Source organism: Streptomyces canus, assembly GCF_001514145.1.
Lineage (GTDB): Bacteria > Actinomycetota > Actinomycetes > Streptomycetales > Streptomycetaceae > Streptomyces > Streptomyces canus.
In genome coordinates, this window is the sequence record NZ_KQ948658.1 from 199,433 (window position 1) to 215,973 (window position 16,541).

Annotated in this window: 16 protein-coding genes; 8 read left to right on the forward strand and 8 right to left on the reverse strand. The window is 72.6% G+C overall.

Going from position 1 to position 16,541, the window contains the following annotated elements:
- Window position 1: 1 nt before the first annotated feature.
- Genes AQJ46_RS10395 through AQJ46_RS10405 form a run of 3 tightly spaced genes read right to left on the reverse strand, consistent with a single transcriptional unit; the run spans window position 2 to window position 2,621 of the window.
- Window positions 2-1,348, reverse strand: coding sequence for a hypothetical protein (locus tag AQJ46_RS10395; RefSeq protein ID WP_059205819.1), 1,347 nt, complete (start codon window positions 1,346-1,348; stop codon window positions 2-4).
- Between the two features lie 44 nt (window positions 1,349-1,392).
- Window positions 1,393-2,091, reverse strand: a complete 699-nt coding sequence (locus AQJ46_RS10400) for an ABC transporter ATP-binding protein (protein WP_059205293.1) — start codon at window positions 2,089-2,091, stop codon at window positions 1,393-1,395.
- Window positions 2,088-2,621, reverse strand: coding sequence for a PadR family transcriptional regulator (locus AQJ46_RS10405; RefSeq protein WP_059205294.1), 534 nt, complete (start codon window positions 2,619-2,621; stop codon window positions 2,088-2,090). The genes AQJ46_RS10400 and AQJ46_RS10405 overlap by 4 nt, the downstream gene beginning before the upstream one ends.
- A 175-nt stretch (window positions 2,622-2,796) precedes the next feature.
- On the opposite strand from AQJ46_RS10405, the gene AQJ46_RS10410 reads away from it, so the two are divergent.
- The 3 genes from AQJ46_RS10410 (at window position 2,797) to AQJ46_RS10420 (ending at window position 5,463) form a co-directional block, all read left to right on the forward strand.
- A complete protein-coding gene (locus tag AQJ46_RS10410) occupies window positions 2,797-3,009 on the forward strand; it encodes a hypothetical protein (protein WP_057609534.1) in 213 nt (70 codons plus the stop codon).
- Complete coding sequence (gene malQ / locus AQJ46_RS10415) at window positions 3,010-5,064, forward strand: 4-alpha-glucanotransferase (RefSeq protein ID WP_059205295.1); 2,055 nt, start codon at window positions 3,010-3,012, stop codon at window positions 5,062-5,064.
- A 123-nt stretch (window positions 5,065-5,187) separates the two neighbouring features.
- Window positions 5,188-5,463 (forward strand): hypothetical protein, encoded by a 276-nt coding sequence (locus AQJ46_RS10420; protein ID WP_059205296.1) that lies wholly within the window; start codon window positions 5,188-5,190, stop codon window positions 5,461-5,463.
- Between the two features lie 81 nt (window positions 5,464-5,544).
- Here AQJ46_RS10420 and AQJ46_RS10425 read toward each other — a convergent pair whose 3' ends face one another.
- Window positions 5,545-6,138, reverse strand: a complete 594-nt coding sequence (locus tag AQJ46_RS10425; protein ID WP_059205297.1) for a TetR/AcrR family transcriptional regulator — start codon at window positions 6,136-6,138, stop codon at window positions 5,545-5,547.
- A 113-nt stretch (window positions 6,139-6,251) separates the two neighbouring features.
- On the opposite strand from AQJ46_RS10425, the gene AQJ46_RS10430 reads away from it, so the two are divergent.
- On the forward strand, window positions 6,252-7,691 hold the full coding sequence (locus AQJ46_RS10430; protein WP_059205298.1) for an FAD-dependent monooxygenase: 1,440 nt from the start codon (window positions 6,252-6,254) through the stop codon (window positions 7,689-7,691).
- On the opposite strand, the gene AQJ46_RS10435 is transcribed toward AQJ46_RS10430, so the two are convergent.
- Window positions 7,688-8,200 carry a MarR family winged helix-turn-helix transcriptional regulator gene (locus AQJ46_RS10435; RefSeq protein WP_059205299.1) on the reverse strand — a complete coding sequence of 171 codons (513 nt, stop codon included), beginning with the start codon at window positions 8,198-8,200 and terminating at the stop codon, window positions 7,688-7,690. The two genes, AQJ46_RS10430 and AQJ46_RS10435, sit on opposite strands and share 4 nt — an antisense overlap.
- 104 nt (window positions 8,201-8,304) lie before the next feature.
- Here AQJ46_RS10435 and AQJ46_RS10440 point away from each other — a divergent pair, with 104 nt between their 5' ends.
- Window positions 8,305-9,252 carry an EamA family transporter gene (locus tag AQJ46_RS10440; protein WP_059205300.1) on the forward strand — a complete coding sequence of 316 codons (948 nt, stop codon included), beginning with the start codon at window positions 8,305-8,307 and terminating at the stop codon, window positions 9,250-9,252.
- A 179-nt stretch (window positions 9,253-9,431) separates the two neighbouring features.
- Here AQJ46_RS10440 and AQJ46_RS10445 read toward each other — a convergent pair whose 3' ends face one another.
- Entirely contained in the window at window positions 9,432-10,301 is an 870-nt protein-coding gene (locus AQJ46_RS10445; RefSeq protein ID WP_225887293.1) for a carbon-nitrogen hydrolase family protein, read from the reverse strand.
- A 358-nt stretch (window positions 10,302-10,659) separates the two neighbouring features.
- Here AQJ46_RS10445 and AQJ46_RS10450 point away from each other — a divergent pair, with 358 nt between their 5' ends.
- The 3 genes from AQJ46_RS10450 to AQJ46_RS10460 all read left to right on the forward strand — a co-directional run bounded on the left by AQJ46_RS10450 (window position 10,660) and on the right by AQJ46_RS10460 (window position 13,793).
- Entirely contained in the window at window positions 10,660-11,382 is a 723-nt protein-coding gene (locus tag AQJ46_RS10450) for a GNAT family N-acetyltransferase (protein WP_059205302.1), read from the forward strand.
- Window positions 11,383-11,646: 264 nt separating this feature from the next.
- Window positions 11,647-12,957, forward strand: a complete 1,311-nt coding sequence (locus tag AQJ46_RS10455; protein ID WP_059205303.1) for a sigma-70 family RNA polymerase sigma factor — start codon at window positions 11,647-11,649, stop codon at window positions 12,955-12,957.
- 77 nt (window positions 12,958-13,034) lie between these two features.
- A complete protein-coding gene (locus AQJ46_RS10460; protein ID WP_059205304.1) occupies window positions 13,035-13,793 on the forward strand; it encodes an SDR family NAD(P)-dependent oxidoreductase in 759 nt (252 codons plus the stop codon).
- Here the strand turns inward: AQJ46_RS10460 and AQJ46_RS10465 are convergent.
- Both AQJ46_RS10465 and AQJ46_RS10470 read right to left on the reverse strand, forming a co-directional pair.
- On the reverse strand, window positions 13,783-14,949 hold the full coding sequence (locus tag AQJ46_RS10465; RefSeq protein WP_059205305.1) for a hypothetical protein: 1,167 nt from the start codon (window positions 14,947-14,949) through the stop codon (window positions 13,783-13,785). The genes AQJ46_RS10460 and AQJ46_RS10465 overlap by 11 nt on opposite strands.
- On the reverse strand, window positions 14,946-16,208 hold the full coding sequence (locus AQJ46_RS10470; protein ID WP_059205820.1) for a HesA/MoeB/ThiF family protein: 1,263 nt from the start codon (window positions 16,206-16,208) through the stop codon (window positions 14,946-14,948). The genes AQJ46_RS10465 and AQJ46_RS10470 overlap by 4 nt, the downstream gene beginning before the upstream one ends.
- Window positions 16,209-16,541: the final 333 nt, after the last annotated feature.

Genomic DNA, 16,541 nt, shown 5'->3' on the forward strand with positions numbered 1-16,541 from the left:
CTCACGTGTACCTGAGTTCCGCCGGACGGACCGAGCGGTTCAGCAGCGGCAGCGAGGTGGCGGCGGCCAGGAGGCAGGCCGCGTACACCCCGAGCGGCACCAGGAGGGCGGCGTACGGCGTGCCGGGTGACCCGTTCATGGTGAGCCGGGCGTACCAGACGCCGATCGCCATGCCTCCGGCCCCGCCCAGCAGGAGTGCGGGGGCGAGCGGCAGGGCGGTCTCCAGGAGCAGCGCCCGGCCGAGCACTTCGCGCGGCACCCCGGCGGCTGCCTGCGCGGCCAGGCCCCGGCGCCGGGTGGCCAGGGACTCGACGGTGCCGACCGCGAGGCCGCCGAGGGTGATCGCCAGGGCGACGAGGATCGCGGCGGCGGTCAGGTCCAGGCCTGCGGTGTAGAAGGAGCGGTCCGCCGCGAGGTACCGCGTCTGGTCCAGCTCGGCGTTCAGTGCCTGACGGACGCCCACGAAGCCCGTCCCGACGGCCGTCACCAGGAGCACCGCCGCATGGGTACGGGCCGCCGCCCACGGGTCCTCGCGCAGCCGCTCCGCCGCGATCAGCGTCGCCGCCGTACGGGCCCGGCGCGCGAGCACCCGGCCCATCAGCCCCGCCGTCCCCCCGACAAGTCCCACCGCGGCCGCGCCGACCACGACGAGCAGACCGGCCACGATCAGCGGTCCACCTTCGAACGGCGACCTGCTGCCGCGCGGGCTACCGCTGGAGGTCACGGCCACGGCGACCGGAGCCAGGGCGGCCACGAGCAGCACTCCGCCCGCGGACAGCAGCCCCGACGTCCGTCGCGAGCGCGACCGCACCCGCCGCACCCATCCCAGCGGGGAGGCGACCACCCGGCGCAGTGCCAGCGCACCCGCACTCGCGCCCAGCACCGGCACGCCAAGGCCGATCACCGCGATCCCGGCCCAGGTGAGAGCGGTCGGGCTCTGCCACTGGCCCAGCAGCACCACCACCGAGACGACCGTCGCGAGCGCCGAACCGAGCAGACAGGCCAGGCCCGTCTCCAGCGCGGAGATCCGCCGTACCCGGGCGGACGAGGCGCCCGCCAGCCGCAGCCCCGCGAGACGCCGGTCGCGGTGCACGGCTCCGATCCGGGCGCACTGGCCGAGAAAACCGAGGACGGGCACCAGCAGGAGCAGCAGGCTGACGATCACGCCGGCGCGGGTGCCGGGTTCGTCGAGGAGACCCGCGCCGACGGGGATGGCGTACTGCCCCTGGAGTGAGGCGAGGGAGACGGCGGCCAGCGCGAACCCGGTCGCGAGCGCCGCGCCCAGGGCCGTGAGCCCGACCCGCCACCACTCCCGCCGGTCGGAACCGCGGGTGAGCAGCCAGGCCATACGAAGATCGGTGACCAGGACGCCGCTGGTCCTGAGGTCGCGTGTCACGCCGTCACCCCCACCGGGGCCACGGCTCCGTCGGCCATCCGTACCTCGCGGTCCGCGTACGCCGCCACCTGGGCGTCATGGGTGATCAGCAGGACCGCCGTGCCGGACTCGCGGGCCGTGTGGACCAGGGCCGTCATGACCTGCTCGGTCGACAGGGAGTCCAGCGCGCCGGTCGGCTCGTCCGCGAAGACCACCTTCGGCCGGGTGATCAGGGCGCGGGCCAGCGCGGTCCGCTGGGCCTGGCCGCCGCTCATCTCGCCGGGCCGGAGACCGGCCTGGCCGCGCACCCCGAACCGCTCCAGCCACTCACCGGCCCGCGTGTGGGCGTCGGCCCGGGAGACGCCCGCGAGCAGCAGCGGCAGCGCCACGTTGTCGACCGCCGTCAGCTCGGGGATGAGCTGCCCGAACTGGAAGACCACGCCGAACTCCGTCCGGCGCAGCTCGCTCAGCCGCTTCTCGGGCAGTTCGTCGAGGCGCGCACCGCCGTAGGACACCGAACCGGCGTCCGGCCGCACGATCCCGGCCAGGCAGTGCAGCAGGGTCGATTTCCCGCTGCCGCTGGTGCCGGTGACGGCGAGGATCTCGCCGGCGTCCAGCCCGACCGAGGCGCCCCGCAGGGCCTCGGACCTGCCGTACGCCTTGACGAGGTCGCGGGCCGCGAGGAGCGGCACCGGGTTCTCCCCCGTGGTGTTCATGCTGCGTCGACCTCCGCGGTCAGAGTGGTGAGCCGGGCCGCCGTCGTGTTCATCCAGCGGAGGTCGGCATCGAGGTGGTTGAGGGCGTAGTCCGCCGAGAGCACGGTGGCGAGGTCGGCCCCGTGGGCGGTCTTGACCGCCGTGAGCTCCCGCATCCGGGCCATGTGGGCGGCGCGCTGGGCCCGGAGATAGGCGTCCGGGTCGCCGCCGGCCAGGATCGAGACGACGACCTTGGCGAAGATCTCGTTGGTCACGAAGGGCGCGGGCGGGGCGATCTGCCCGGCCCACCGGTCCAGTTCACGCGTCCCCGCCTCGGTCGAGCGGTACCTGGTGCGCTCCGGGCCGCCGTCCGACTCGGTTCCGTCGACCTCGGCGAGACCGTCCCGGACCAGGCGCTGCAGGGTCGTGTAGACCTGCCCGTAGGCCAGTGGACGGGCCTCGGGGAAACGGTCGTCGTGGCGTCGCTTGAGGTCGTAGCCATGGCTCGGCCCTCCGGCGAGCAGCCCCAGCAGGATGTGGCGGGTGCTCATGGCGATCAGTATGCATCACGTATATGTATTGAGTGAATAGTGATCGGGTGATCAAGGGATGAGTGATCGGCGCACCATGATGAAAAGCACGTTCTCCCCTCCGGTACGTCTGCCGTCGCGTCCTGTGGGTAGGCCTGCGGTAACCCCCGTCGTCGTACTCGACAAGGAGGCCCCCGTGGCCGCATCGGCACACCTTCTGCTCTCGGCCCTGTCCAAACCCGAGGCGCCCGCTGAACACTTCTGTGTCTTCAGCGCCGAGGGCGCCTGCACGGAGACCCCGCTCACCAGCGAACCGCCCCTGCCCGACGCCGAGCCCCTGACCAGCGAACCGCCGCTCGCCGACGCCGCCCACCTGATCAGCGAGTCCGACGCATACCTGGAGCCGTAGATGACGGCGCCCCCCGGTCCGGAGCTGTCCCGCCTCGCCGAGTCGTACGGCGTCGCGACCTCCTACCAGCCTTCCCCGGACCGTACGGTCGCCGCCTCCGCCACCGCCGTCACGCTGGCCCTGGCCGCCCTCGGCGTCGATGCGGGCGACCCGGCCGCCGCGCTCGCGGCCCGTGAGCGTGAGCTGCGCGAGCGCCTGCTGCCGCCGACGGTGGTGTGCTGGGGCGGCAGCCCGCCCGCCTTCGTGGCCGACCTGCCCCAGGGCACCCGGTTGCGTATCGCGACCGAACAGGGCGAGACCCGCTCCGCCGCCGACCAACTCCCGCCCGGCGTCCACCGGCTGACCGCCACCGCCCCCGACGGCCGCACCGCCGACGGCCACCTGATCGTGGCCCCGCCCCGGCTGCCGTCGCCGCCCGGGCGGTCGTACGGCCTGCTCGTCCAGCTCTACTCCCTCCTCTCGCACCGGTCCTGGGGCATGGGTGACCTCGGCGACCTCGCCGAACTGACCTCCTGGGCGGGGCGCGCCCTCGGCGCCGGCTTCGTCCAGGTCAACCCGCTGCATGCGGCGGTGCCCGGCGCCCCCACCGACCCGTCGCCCTACCGGCCGTCCTCGCGCCGCTTCCCCGACCCGGTGCATCTGCGGATCGAGGACATTCCCGAGTACGTCCAGGTCGCGGACCCCGACCGGCTGCGGGCCCTGCGCGAGCGGGCCGAGCGGCTGCGGGAAGCGGTGCTGGACAAGGGCGCGTTGATCGACCGGGACGCGGTGTGGGAGCTGAAGCGGGACGCGCTGGAACTCGTCCGCGAGGTCCCTCTCGGACCCGGCCGTCGCGCCGCCTACGCCGACTACCTCGCCGAGGGCGGCGAGGCCCTGGAGGACCACGCGACCTGGTGCGCGCTGGCGGAGGTGCACGGCTCGGACTGGAGCCGCTGGCCGGCCGGCCTCCGCGACCCGCGCTCGGCCGAGACGGCCAGCGCCCGCGGTGAGTTGATGGACCGCGTCGACTTCCATTCCCGCCTCGCCTGGCTCACCGAGAGCCAGCTCGGCGCCGCCCAGCGGGTCGCGCGGGAGGCGGGGATGCCGGTGGGTGTCGTCCACGACCTCGCGGTGGGCGTGCATCCCGAGGGCGCGGACGCGTGGGCCCAGCAGGCGTACTTCGCCGCCGGGATGTCCGTAGGAGCGCCGCCGGACGCCTTCAACGCGCGCGGCCAGGACTGGGGGCTGCCGCCGTGGCGCCCGGACCGGCTGGCGGAGTCGGGGTACGCGCCGTACCGGCAGTTGCTGCGGGCCCTGTTCCGGTACGCCGGCGCGCTGCGCATCGACCATGTCATGGGCCTGTTCCGGCTGTGGTGGGTCCCGCAGGGGCGGCCGCCGACGGAGGGCACATACGTCCGCTACGACGCGGAGGCGATGCTCGCCGTGCTTGTCCTGGAGGCGTCGCGGGCCGGGGCGGTGGTGATCGGGGAGGACCTCGGCACGGTCGAACCCGGTGTGCGGGAGGTGCTGCGCGAGCGCGGCGTGCTGGGGACGTCGGTGCTGTGGTTCGAACGGGACTGGGAGGGCGACGGGCGTCCGCTGCCGCCCGAGCGCTGGCGGGCGGACTGTCTGGCGACGGCGACCACGCACGACCTGCCGCCGACGGCGTCTCGCCTCACCGGTGAGCACGTCGAACTCCGGGACAGCCTCGGCCTGTTGACCCGGCCGCTGGACGAGGAACGCGCGGAGGCCTCGGCGGATGCGGGGGAGTGGCTGGAGCTGCTGGCCCGGCTCGGTCTGCTGCACGGCACGGGGGGCGGCGCCGACCCCTCCTCGGAGGAGGCCCAGATCCAGGCCGTCCACCGGTTCCTGCTGAACACCCCGGCCCGGATGGTGGGCATCTGGCTGCCGGACACGGTGGGGGACCGCCGGCCGCAGAACCTGCCGGGGACGTGGGACCAGTATCCGAACTGGCGGTTGCCGATCGCGGACGGGGAGGGGCGGGTGGTGACGCTGGAGGACCTGGCGGCGTCGCCGCGGTTGCATGCGCTGGTGGAGGTGCTGCGGGTGCCGTAGGGGTGAGCTGTGGGCGTCAGGGGCGGGCTGCCGGCGCCGTAGTGGCGGGCGCTCGCAAGGCCCGGGCGCCTCATACGGCACCCCGGGCGCGCGGCCCGAACCGCGGTTGGATACTTTGACTCCGTGGACAAGAAGAACGCCCTGCGCGCCGGCGCCCTGGTGGCCGGTACGACGCTGATGATGCTGCTCATGTCGTCCCCCGCCTCCGCGCTGGTCCGCGACGATGGCGACGACCCCGGCTCGGGCCTGAGTGTCATCGAGACGCTGGGCCTCTTCGTCGTGGCCCCGCTCGGGCTGTTCGCGGTCATCGCCGGCCTGGTGATGGTCCTGGACAAGTCCAAGGCGGAGCACCGCGTGCTCGCCCCCAAGAGCAAGCCCAAGGCCGCCTCCAAGGCCTGACCCCACGTCGCCTGGGCGCCGACCCCGCCACTCGTACGCGCCTCAGCCGTACGTGGGCGAGGCCGGCGCCCCGGCGCGTTCTCAGGGGCTCGGCGCCGTGAGATACCGCTGCACCGTGGGCGCGAGCCACGCCACGATCTCCTCGCGCGTCAGTGCCACGGTCGGCGGAAACCGCAGGACGTACCGGGTCAGCGCCAGCCCCAGCAGCTGCGTGGCGGCGAGCGCGGCCCGCGCGGGAGCCTGTTCGGGGTCCGGACACGCCAGCAGGGCGACCGGCATCACCTGCTCCCGGAAGACGCCCTGCATCCGCTCGGCCCCCGCCTGATTGGTCGCGCCGACCCGCAGCAGCGCGGTGAGCACCTCGTTCTCCTCCCACAGGTCGAGGAAGCGCGTCACGAGGGCGCGGCCGATGTCGTGCCGGGGCAGTGAGCCGGGCTCCGGCAGCTCCAGTTCGACGGAGACGGCCGCCGCGAACAGGCCCTCCTTGTTGCCGTAATAGCGCATCACCATGGACGGATCGATGCGCGCGTCCCTGGCGATGGCGCGGATGGTGGCCCGCTCGTAGCCGTCGGCGGCGAAACGCTCACGGGCGGCGGCGAGGATCGCGGTGCGGGTGGCGTCGGAGCGGCGACGCACGCCTGAAGAGCCGGGGTCTGCGCTGTTGCTGCCGTTCATGCCCGTGAGCCTATGCCAACACTCGTTGGCCAACAAGTGTTGACCCGTCGGGACGGCCGCGCTACTTTCGTCAACGAGTGTTGGCAAACAAGCGTTGGCAACAGGAGGCCACCATGAACGACACCCCCGTGATCGTCGTCGGCTCCGGCCCCACCGGCCTGCTCCTGGCCGGTGACCTGGCCACCGCCGGTGTCCCCGTCACCGTCGTCGAGAGGCGCCCGCACAGGATCAGCAACCTCTCGCGCGCCTTCGTCCTGCACGCCCGCACCCTCGAACAGCTCGACGCCCGGGCCCTGGCCGACGACCTGGAGGCGCTGGGGCAGCGTCTGGACACACTGCGCCTGTTCGGCCGCCTGACCATCGACCTCGACGACCTCCCCTCCCGTTTCCACCACCTTCTGGTCCTCCCGCAGTACGAGGTCGAGAAGGCCCTGGAGCGGCGGGCGGTGGAGGCCGGCGTCGACTTCCGGTACGAGACCGAGGTGACGGGCCTGTCCCAGGACGGGAACGGCGTGACGGTCGAGGTCAGGGGTCCGGACGGGTCCACGGAGTCCCTCCGCGCCGAGTACCTCGTGGGTGCCGACGGCATGCGCAGCGCCGTACGCGACGCGATCGGTCTGCCCTTCCCCGGTCACTCGGTGATCCGCTCGGTGGTCCTCGCCGACGTGCGCCTCGCCGAGCGGCCCGAGACCCTGCTCACCGTCAACGCCGTGGGTGACGCCTTCGCCTTCATCGCCCCCTTCGGCGACGGCTACCACCGCGTCATCGCCTGGAACCGCGCCCGCGACGTCCCCGACAGCGAGCCCCTCGACCTCGACGAGATCAAGGAGGTCACCCGGCTCGCCCTGGGCCGCGACTTCGGGATGCACGACGCCCGCTGGATGTCCCGCTTCCACAGCGACGAACGCCAGGCCCCCGCCTACCGGGTGGGCCGGGTCTTCCTGGCCGGCGACGCCGCCCACGTCCACACCCCGGCGGGCGGCCAGGGCATGAACACCGGCCTCCAGGACGCGGCGAACCTGAGCTGGAAGCTGGCCCAGGTGATGGGCGGCCACGCGGGCCCCGAACTCCTGGACACCTACCAGTCGGAACGCCACCCCGTGGGCAGGTCGGTCCTGCGCAGCAGCGGCGGCATCGTCCGCCTCGCGATGGCCAAGCGCCCCTGGGAACTGGCCCTGCGCGCCCTCCTCACCACCGTCCTCGACCACGCCACCCCGGCCCGCCGCCGCATGCTCGGCCGGCTCACCGGCATCGGCTACCGGTACGCGGCCCCCCGCGGCTCCCACCCCCTGACCGGCACCCGCGTCCCCGACGTGGCTCTCGCGGACGGCGGCCGCCTCCACGAGTCCCTGCGCGGCGGCCACTTCGTCCTGATCACCCCCGAGGGCCACGACGACCGGGACGCCCGCAAGGGCCGCCTCACGGTGGAGCGCTGGGCGAGTGGACGCCGCACGACCGTGCTGGTACGGCCTGACGGGTATGTGGGGTGGGCGGCGGAGGACGCGGACGAAGCGGCCGTGCAGGCGGCGTTGGCCGCCCACGTGGGTGACTAATGCTGCTGTGATCCCTGAGTTCCTGCGAGCAACTCCCGCAACAGGTCGGCCAGTTGGCCGGCCTGTTCGTCGTCGAGGGTGGACAGGGCCACCGTCTGGGCCGCCAGGCCCGCTCCCACCGCCTCGTCGATGACGGTCAACCCCTTCTCCGTCAGGGTCACTTGGAGGCCTCGGCGGTCGTGGGGGTCGGGGGAGCGGCGAAGGAGGGCGGCGCGTTCCAGTTTGTCGAGACGGCCCGTCATGCCGCCCGTGGTGAGCATCAGCGTCGAGGAGAGCTGGCGGGGGGAGAGGGTGTACGGCTCGCCGGCGCGGCGGAGAGTGGCGAGGACGTCGAATTCGCCGCGGGAGATGCCGTAGGGGGCGTACGCCTTCTCCGCTCGGTCGCCCATGGCGCGGGAGAGGCGGTAGATCCGCCCGAAGACCTCCATGGCCCTGGTGTCGAGGTCGGGCCGCACGGCCGCCCACTGGTCGATGATCGTGTCGACGGCGTCCTTGCGCTGTGCACTCATGTGCCGAGTATCCGCAGGCTCAGGGTCGCCCGCAAGAAAGTGACTTGCGGAAAAGTAGCTTAGGGGTAAGCTACTTGTCGCCAAGCCAGTTACGAGGGGGACCCATGAGTACACCGACCATGAACCGAGCCGCCACCGTCCTCCTCACCGCCCTCGCCCCCGTCTCCTGGGGCACCACCTACGCCGTCACCACCGAGTTCCTCCCCGCCGACCGTCCCCTGTTCACCGGATTGATGCGCGCCCTGCCCGCCGGGCTGGTGCTGCTCGGCCTCGCCCGGGTGCTGCCCCGCGGTGTGTGGTGGGGGAAGGCGACCGTGCTCGGGGCGTTGAACATCGGGGCCTTCTTCCCGTTGCTGTTCCTGTCGGCGTACCGGCTGCCGGGCGGGATGGCCGCGGTGGTCGGGTCGGTCGGGCCGCTGATCGTCGTCGGGCTGTCGGCGGTGCTGCTGGGACAGCGGCCCACGGCCAGGAGCGTGCTCACCGGACTAGTGGCCGCGTTCGGCGTCAGCCTGGTCGTGCTCAAGGCGGCCGGAGCCCTGGACGTCGTCGGCGTGGCGGCGGCGTTCACCTCCGCTGCCTCCATGTCCGCCGGCACCGTGCTGACCAAGCGCTGGGGCCGCCCCGACGGCGTGGGCCCGCTCGCCCTCACCGCCTGGCAGCTCACCGCCGGCGGCCTGCTCATCGCGCCCCTCGCTCTCCTCGTCGAGGGCGCCCCGCCCGCCCTCGACGGCCCTGCGGTCGGCGGCTACCTCTACCTCGCGCTGGCGAACACGGCGGTGGCGTACTGGCTCTGGTTCCGCGGCATCGGCCGTCTCACCGCGACCCAGGTCACCTTCCTCGGCCCGCTGTCCCCGCTGACCGCCGCGGTCGTCGGCTGGGCGGCACTCGGCCAGAGCCTGACGCCGGTCCAACTGGCGGGCATGGCACTGGCCTTCGGCGCGACGGTGGCGGGACAGCTGGGCGTGCGGCCCACTGCCGGCCGGTCGTTCGGCCCCGGTGAAGTCAACCCCCGACAGGCGGACCCGGCGAGTACGGCGCTGCGGCAGATCTGACGGGTCCGACGCGGGGGCGCGAGGGCGCTGGAAGCCGGAAGCGCTGCGGGTTGGGGGTGCGGCCCTGGCTGTCAACTCGTCCGCTGTTCCGCCAAGGTGCGGGACGGACTGAAACCGAGGTGTTCGCGGCGCCCGGAGCCATCCCGTGCGCCGCGAACCCCGCGGATTCTGGTTCTGAGCTAGAAGGCCGATGTCCGGTCTTCGCTGCGCGGGTCGCTCACCTGATGCTCCGAGTAGATGCCCGAGCGTGCCTCACGACGCCAGGGGCGCCCGTAGGTCACTGCGTCGGCGGCGGCCTCGGAACTGTCGTCGAGGTTCACGACGGCTACCGATGGCGAGCCGTCCGCGCGGCACCGCGCAAGCCAGTCGCCGTTGGGAGCGACGATTCCGGACGGTGCGTTGTGCTGTGCGGGCACTGACAGGCTGACCCAGTAGCTGTTGACCGTGGCGTGGCCTTGTGCTTGGGCGGCGGTGTTCCCCGGGGTGCCGCTTGTGGAGAACAGGACGCAGTCGACATCCAGCCTCTCGTATTCCGCGAACAACTCCGGGTAGTGGATCTCCATGCCGAGCAGGCAGCCGAAGCGCACACCGTCGACCTCGAAGGTCACCGGTGAGACGCCCGGCGAGTACATGTAGGAGACCTTCGTCTTCGACAGCAGGCGCTCGTCATAACGCGTGACGACCTCGCCGCGGTCGGAGATGACATAGAGGCTGTTGTGCGGGCGGTTCGGGCCGCTCAAGCGGTGCACCGACGGGATCACCGTCCACAGCCGCAACTCGCGGGCCAGCTCGGCGATCGCGGCCAACTCCGATCGGAGCACGGGCCACCGGCACCGGTCCCAGTCCGCCGGGCCGACCGCGTCCGGGCCGTCGACGGACATGACAAGCTTGCTGGGAAAGCAGATCGCGCCTTCCGGAAAATGCACGATCCTCGCTCCCTGAGCGCCGGCCTCGCGCATCAGAGCACGGACCTCACGCCCGCTTTCGCGCAGCGCTTCAACGTCTCGGGGGTCCTCGCGTACGGGGGTCTGCGCTACGGCGAGCCGCACGCTTTTGAAGTTCCTTGCTTCCGACATGACGTCTCCTGAGGGAGTCGGAAGGAAGTGCCGCAGGGCGGACGTGTAGGACTCGCCGGTCTTCGCTGCGCGGGCACGCACCTGGCGCTTGAAGTTTCTACGGGCTGTCATCGCGGCCTTCCACGCCTTGAGCGACGGCTCCCCAGCAACCTCGCACGAGGCGATCGGGCTGCAACAACGACCTGAGACGCTGGTCCCTTTGCCTCCGGCAGGAGACCGTGCTGGGGACGGTCGCGGGAGGTTCGGCGTAGGCCACGCAGTCGGTCATCATGCCGTCACCCGCAGACCCCGTCAACGTCCTTCGATCCCGCGGGCCTGGCAGGATCGGTTCATGCCAAAGGATCTCTTGCTGGTCAGGGCCCAAGGTTTGTGGCAGCAGCTCGCGTCGGCGCCGGTCTCGTTCGGCGCGGCGGGCGAGGTCAGCGTCGTCGTCTCTCCCCGGTCGAGGTTCTGTCCGCCCGGATGGGTGGGCATCGTGGTCCTGGGTGGGGCGGCCATCGTGACGGCTCCGAGCGAAGAGGCCGCTGCTCGGATCCGTAAGGCCGTGGTTGAGCTGCCTGCCGACGAGCTGACGGACCCGGAAGCGGTCGGGAAAGTTCTCCCGATCGGTGAGGTTCTTGGGCCTGCCGCACTCGCCCATGTCGCGGCCGACGGCTTTAGGCCGTCGGCGTCTGCGGAATTGCGCGTGGAGGAACTGCCCGCCGGTCATGCGAGCCTGGACGCCCTGGAACAGGCCGCCGGAGCGGAGGACGCCGGCGAGGCCGGCCTCGCCGACATCACCTCGCCCGCGTTCGTCCTGCGGGTCGACGGTCAGGTTGTTGCTGCCGCCGGTTATCGCGCATGGCCGAGATCGACGGCTCACGTGAGCGTGCTGACTTCGCCTGACTGGCGTGGGAAGGGCCTTGCCCGTGCAACCGGGTCCGCCGCGGTCCGGTATGCGCTCGCGCAGGACCTTCTGCCTCAGTGGCGGGCCAGGATCCCGGCGTCCAGGAAGGCGGCAATTGCGCTGGGGTTCAGCGAGCTCGGTTTCCAGCTCAGCATCCGGCTGGTCTGATCAGCGGACGCACGGCGAGGGAAGCGGCCCGTGGCACCTCGTGGTGCTCGGCTGTCCCGGGTTGATGGCTCACGTACCGCTGACGGAAAGTCGTGTTGCTCAATCGGGCCGGCGGGCGGTCCACTGCCGTCCGGACGTTCGGCCCCGGCGAAGACAACGGCGCCGCGACGGCAGGGGCGCCAGGGCGCCGGAAGCTCTGCGGGTGACGCCGGGGGCGTTATAACGTCACCCCGATCCCGCGTTACGGAACTCCCGGAGGCGCACGTGCCCGAAGACGTCTGTCCGGTGTGCGGGAAGCCGCTCGCCGCGCGAGCCGGGCGTACGGGCCGCGGCTCCGTGTACTGCTCCGCCGCCTGTCGGCAGAAGGCCTACCGGGAACGGCGGCAGCCGGAAGGTCTCACCGTGCAGGGTCTCATCGACGACATCGGGCGGCAGGCCGGCCGGCTGGTGCCGCAGCCCGCCGACGCCCTCTACTCGACCGTCGCCGAACTGTCCGCTTCCGTCGCACAGTTGAGGCGCGTGGCCCGCACCGCACGCGACACCACCGAGGACTGCGGGGATTCCGTCACACCCACTCCCGTTACGGAACTCGCCGAAACCGACTTCGCCGCCCTCACCGAGCAGTACCGCCGTGAGATCCAGGTGCACTGCTACCGCATGACGGGGTCGTACGACGAGGCCGAGGACCTCGTGCAGGAGACCTTCCTGCGGGCCTGGCGGGCCCGGGGCGGGTTCCAGGGGCGGGCGAGCGCGCGGACCTGGCTGTACCGGATCGCCACCAACGCCTGTCTGGATCTTCTACGGCGGACCGCGCGCCGCCCACAGCGCTATGAGCCGGTGCCGGGGATGAACCACGGCAACGGTGAACCACCCGCCCGTGTCACCTGGTTGCAGCCCTATCCCGATGGCGAACTGCCGGTTGCGGAAGGGGAGTTGCCGGAGGCCTCCGCCGTCTCCCGGGAGACCCTGGAGCTCGTCCTCCTGGCCGCGATCCAGCATCTGCCCGCCCGGCAGCGGGCCGCCTTCATCCTGCGGGACGCGCTCGGACTGACCGCCGTGGAGACCGCCGAGGCCCTGGAGATGAGCGTGGCCTCGGTCAACAGCGCACTCCAGAGGGCCCGGCCGACCCTGCGCGCACACCTGCCGAGGGAGCGTGCCGACTGGCGGCCCGCGGCCCCTACCGGAGAGCAGCAGGCCGTGCTGGAGCGGTACATGGCCGCCGTCGAGCGGCTCGACCTCGACGCGATGGCCGCGCTGCTGGCCGAGGACGTCGTCCTCACCATGCCGCCGAACCCGTTCTGGTTCACCGGCCGGGACGCGCTCGTCGACTTCGTGCGGGTCAGCCTCGACCCCGCTTCACCGGCCTTCCTGGGCCACTGGCGCAGCCTGCCCACCCGCGCCAACGGGCAGCTCGCGGTGGGCAATTACGTCCGCAGGCCCGGGACCAGCGTCTACCGCGCCCAGGTCCTGGACGTCCTGCGCTTCGACACGGCCGGCCCGGGCGACCGGATCGTGGAGATCACCTCCTTCGAGCCGCATCTCTTCCCCGCGTTCGGACTCCCGCTGCGGCTGTGACCTCCCGACCGATGAGCATCCGCGGAGTCATACGTCTGCATGAACGTCACGTACGCACCACTTCCGAGGAGCTCACCATGCTGCTGACCGACAAGACCGCGATCGTGTACGGCGCCGGCGGTTCCATCGGCGGGGCCGTTGCCCGCGCCTTCGCCGAGCAGGGCGCGAGGGTCCACCTCGTCGGCCGGACCCGGCAGACGCTGGAGGCCGTGGCCGCCGACATCAAGGACGCCGAGGTCGCCGTCGTGGACGCGCTGGACGAGGCGGCCGTGGAGGCGCACGCCGAGCGGGTGGGGGACATCGACATCTCCATCAACCTCGTCACCCGCGGCGATGTGCAGGGCGCGCCGCTGGTCGACATGGCCGCCGAGGACTTCCTGCGGCCGGTCACCAACGGCCTGCGCGCCAACTTCCTCACCGCCCGCGCCGCGGGACGCCGGATGGCCGCACGCGGATCCGGTGTGATCCTCGCCCTCAACAGCGGTTCCGCGCACGGCAGTCCGATGATGGGCGGCACCGGCCCGGCGGACGGGGCGATCGACACGCTCGTGCGCAACCTCGCGATCGAGCTGGGGCCGAGCGGGGTGCGGGCGGTGGGCCTGTGGGTGGCCGGGGTACCGGAGACGTTCACCGTCGAGAAGCTCGCCGCGGTCAACCCGGCCATCGACGAGAGTGCCGTCCAGGGCATCATCGACCACCTCGCCGGGATGCGCATGACCCGCCGCAACCCCACCCTCGCCGAGATCGCCGCCACCGCCGTGTTCCTCGCCTCCGACCACGCGGGCGGCATCACCGGCACGTTCGTCAACGCCACCGGCGGGATGGTCAGCGTCTGAGCCTGCGGCCCCGCCACCACGTGCGCAGCCACAGGGCGTGCAGCCCGCCGAGCGCGACGACGACGGCGATCCCGTCCAGCCGGTCCCCAGCCGACCGCCCGGTGCCCGACTTGACCGCCGCGCGCGCGAACAGCGTGAGGTCGGCGGGCAGGGTGACGGCCGCGAAGAACGCGAGACACAGCGCGGTGCCGACGACCAGCACCACGCCGTACACGCGTACGGCCCGCCGTTCGTGCGCGGGCAGTCCGAGGCTGGGGTCCCGGTCGTCGGTACGGCGGCCCCGGCGTCGCAGCAGGCGCCGGGCCCGGTACCTCGTGTACGCCACCCCGTCCCCGAACAGATCGCGGCAGCGCGTGAGGTCCTGGAGGACGAAGTACAGGTCCGTGCGCATGAAGACCATGAGCTGGAAGGGGAGCGGTAGCAGGGCGAGCAGGGCCACGGCGGCGAGGACACGGCGGGGAGTGCCGGTCGTGACGCCCGCGGCGAGTGCGGCCAGGGAGGCGGCGGTCAGGTTGGTCGCGATGCCGGCGAGGTAGGCGGTCAACCGGTGTCGGCGCGGGGCGAGCTCGATCCCGCTGATGTCCGTCTGCATCACCAGGAACTGCAGTCGGGTCCCGAGCCGCATCCGCCCCGCCGCTCCGGTCGCGCGGGCGGTCAGCAGATGGGCGCACTCGTGGAGCAGCAGCAGACCCCAGCCGACGCCCGCGCCGAGGGCGACGACCGCGCTGCCGTGGGCACTCCACAGCAGGGTCCGGTAGTCGAGCGGCACCGGAGGGCGGGTGAGCAGGGTGACCGCGATCAGCAGGGCGACCGCCACGGGGACGGCGGGACTCAGCAACCAGCGCACATGACGGGGCCGTATCCACGCCAACGTCGGTGTCGGTGGCGGCTCCTGGTCGATCACGCGGCCGTCGACCTCCGCCACGAACCCGAGTCCGAGCAGGGCCTCCACGAAGTCCGGTACGTCGACGTCGTCGCCGGTGCGGGCGCGCAGCCGCTCGCCGACCTCGTCCGGGGTGAGGCCCTGGCCGAGCAGGTCCAGGGCCTGCTTGCCCACCTCGGGCAGGGCGACGAAACGGCCGGTCGCCCTGCGGCCCACGATCCACTCGTCGCCGTCGGGGCGGGAGTCCAGCGCGTGCAGCCGTACCCGGTTCACGCGCGCTCCCCGCACGCCGGGCAGTCCGGGTGGCGAGGGGTGCGCTGGTGGACGGGGTCGCCGGGGAGCATGAGGTTCACGCCGAAGCGGAAGCCCGGCTCCATCGCGGGCACCCCGGTCAGCAGGGCGAGGGCGGCATGCGCGAGCAGGGCCCCCGAGAGCCCGGCGGTGACGGCACTCGCCGGGTTCCACGGCATCCGCGGCGAGGCGACCTCGGGGTCCTGTCCCGGCCCGAGCCGCAGATCCCGCCGGGCGATCTCCCCGTCCCGCAGACACTCCCAGCACGCCCCCTGCCCGGGCACGTACACCCCGGCGGTCACGAGAGGCCCCCGGTAACCGGCGTCGACCCAAGGCAGCCCGGCCGCCAGACAGACCCGGTTGGTCCACCGCCGGATCGCGTCCGGGCGGTCGGCGGCGAGGACGAGGAGGTCGTAGCGGGACGGCGGGAGAGCAGGGGCGGGCATCGACGAGGAGACGGCTCGCCCGGGCCCGTCGGCGGTCCCGGACGGCGGGTCGGCGTGTCCGGGCCGTCCGTCGGATGTGCGGTGCTCCGCGTCCCGGCCGGCGGCTCTCACCGGTGGTGGCCCGCCCGGGGGTCGCCCCGCCTGTCGTGGTCCGGCCACCAGCTCCGCCAGGTCTTCCGGCCGGGCCACCTCCCTCCGCTCCCCGGTCACCGTCACGTCCGAGTTCAGTGCCCGCAGGGTCGCCACCGCCGCCTCCACCTTCGGCCGGCCGAGGTCGGACTCGCGGTACAGGGGCTGGCGGTTGAGGTTGGAGAGCTCGACCACGTCAGGGTCGACGCAGTGGACGTGCCCGACTCCGGAGGCGACCAGGGCCTGGGCCGCGTGGCCGCCGGTGCCGCCGACACCGATCAGGAGGACGCGGGCCTTGCGCAGGCGGAGTTGGGCGTCCCAGGGGCTGGTGCGGGGAGCGAGGTCCATCCAGCGGAGGAGGGGAACACCACGGCTGTAGCGGTCCTCCTCGCGGGGCGGCACCGGCACCGACGCCCGGGCGTCGTCCACGAAACCGGCGGCCAGCAGGTCGGCCATCGCCTGGCGGGCGTCCTCGCCGGGCAGATCCGGGTGAGTGCGCAGGACCTCGGCGACCACCTCCGACGGCCCTCGCGAGCCGTCCATCGCCTCGACCAGCGTCCACACCCAGCCCTGCGGATCCGCGATCTCCGCGCCGATGCCGTGGATCACGCTGCCGACGCGGACGTTGCCGTCGACCGTGCGGTAGGCGCGGTGCTCGGGCTTGATCCGGGGCCGCCCGAACGCCTCGACCGTCACCGCCTCCGCCACCCCGGCCCCCTCCTTCACACGTACACCTTCTTGACACTCTGACCCCACCGGCACAGCCTTGACAAGAGCGGTCAGTGATCGCTTCGGAAAGGTCAAATCCCGTACTGCAGCGAGGAGTTGATATGCCGGAAGCGATCGTGGTACGCCCCCTGGAGAAGAAGGAGACCACAGGGGACAGCGGCGGCAACGGCGGCAGCTGAGAGGAGTTCACATGCCTGTCAAGATCGTGATTCGCCCGCTGGACAAGAAAGAGACCACTGGGGACAGTAATTCCCAGGGTGCTTGATCGGA

Bases quoted from the DNA above. Each gene is read 5' to 3' on its own strand.
- AQJ46_RS10430 (WP_059205298.1), top strand. From the start codon at position 6,252: ATGAACGACACCCCCGTGATCGTCGTCGGCTCCGGCCCCACCGGCCTG.
- AQJ46_RS10395 (WP_059205819.1), bottom strand. From the start codon at position 1,348: ATGGCCTGGCTGCTCACCCGCGGTTCCGACCGGCGGGAGTGGTGGCGG.
- AQJ46_RS10450 (WP_059205302.1), top strand. From the start codon at position 10,660: ATGCCAAAGGATCTCTTGCTGGTCAGGGCCCAAGGTTTGTGGCAGCAG.
- AQJ46_RS10435 (WP_059205299.1), bottom strand. From the start codon at position 8,200: ATGAGTGCACAGCGCAAGGACGCCGTCGACACGATCATCGACCAGTGG.
- AQJ46_RS10425 (WP_059205297.1), bottom strand. From the start codon at position 6,138: ATGAACGGCAGCAACAGCGCAGACCCCGGCTCTTCAGGCGTGCGTCGC.
- AQJ46_RS10405 (WP_059205294.1), bottom strand. From the start codon at position 2,621: ATGAGCACCCGCCACATCCTGCTGGGGCTGCTCGCCGGAGGGCCGAGC.
- AQJ46_RS10400 (WP_059205293.1), bottom strand. From the start codon at position 2,091: ATGAACACCACGGGGGAGAACCCGGTGCCGCTCCTCGCGGCCCGCGAC.
- AQJ46_RS10440 (WP_059205300.1), top strand. From the start codon at position 8,305: ATGAGTACACCGACCATGAACCGAGCCGCCACCGTCCTCCTCACCGCC.
- AQJ46_RS10460 (WP_059205304.1), top strand. From the start codon at position 13,035: ATGCTGCTGACCGACAAGACCGCGATCGTGTACGGCGCCGGCGGTTCC.
- malQ (WP_059205295.1), top strand. From the start codon at position 3,010: ATGACGGCGCCCCCCGGTCCGGAGCTGTCCCGCCTCGCCGAGTCGTAC.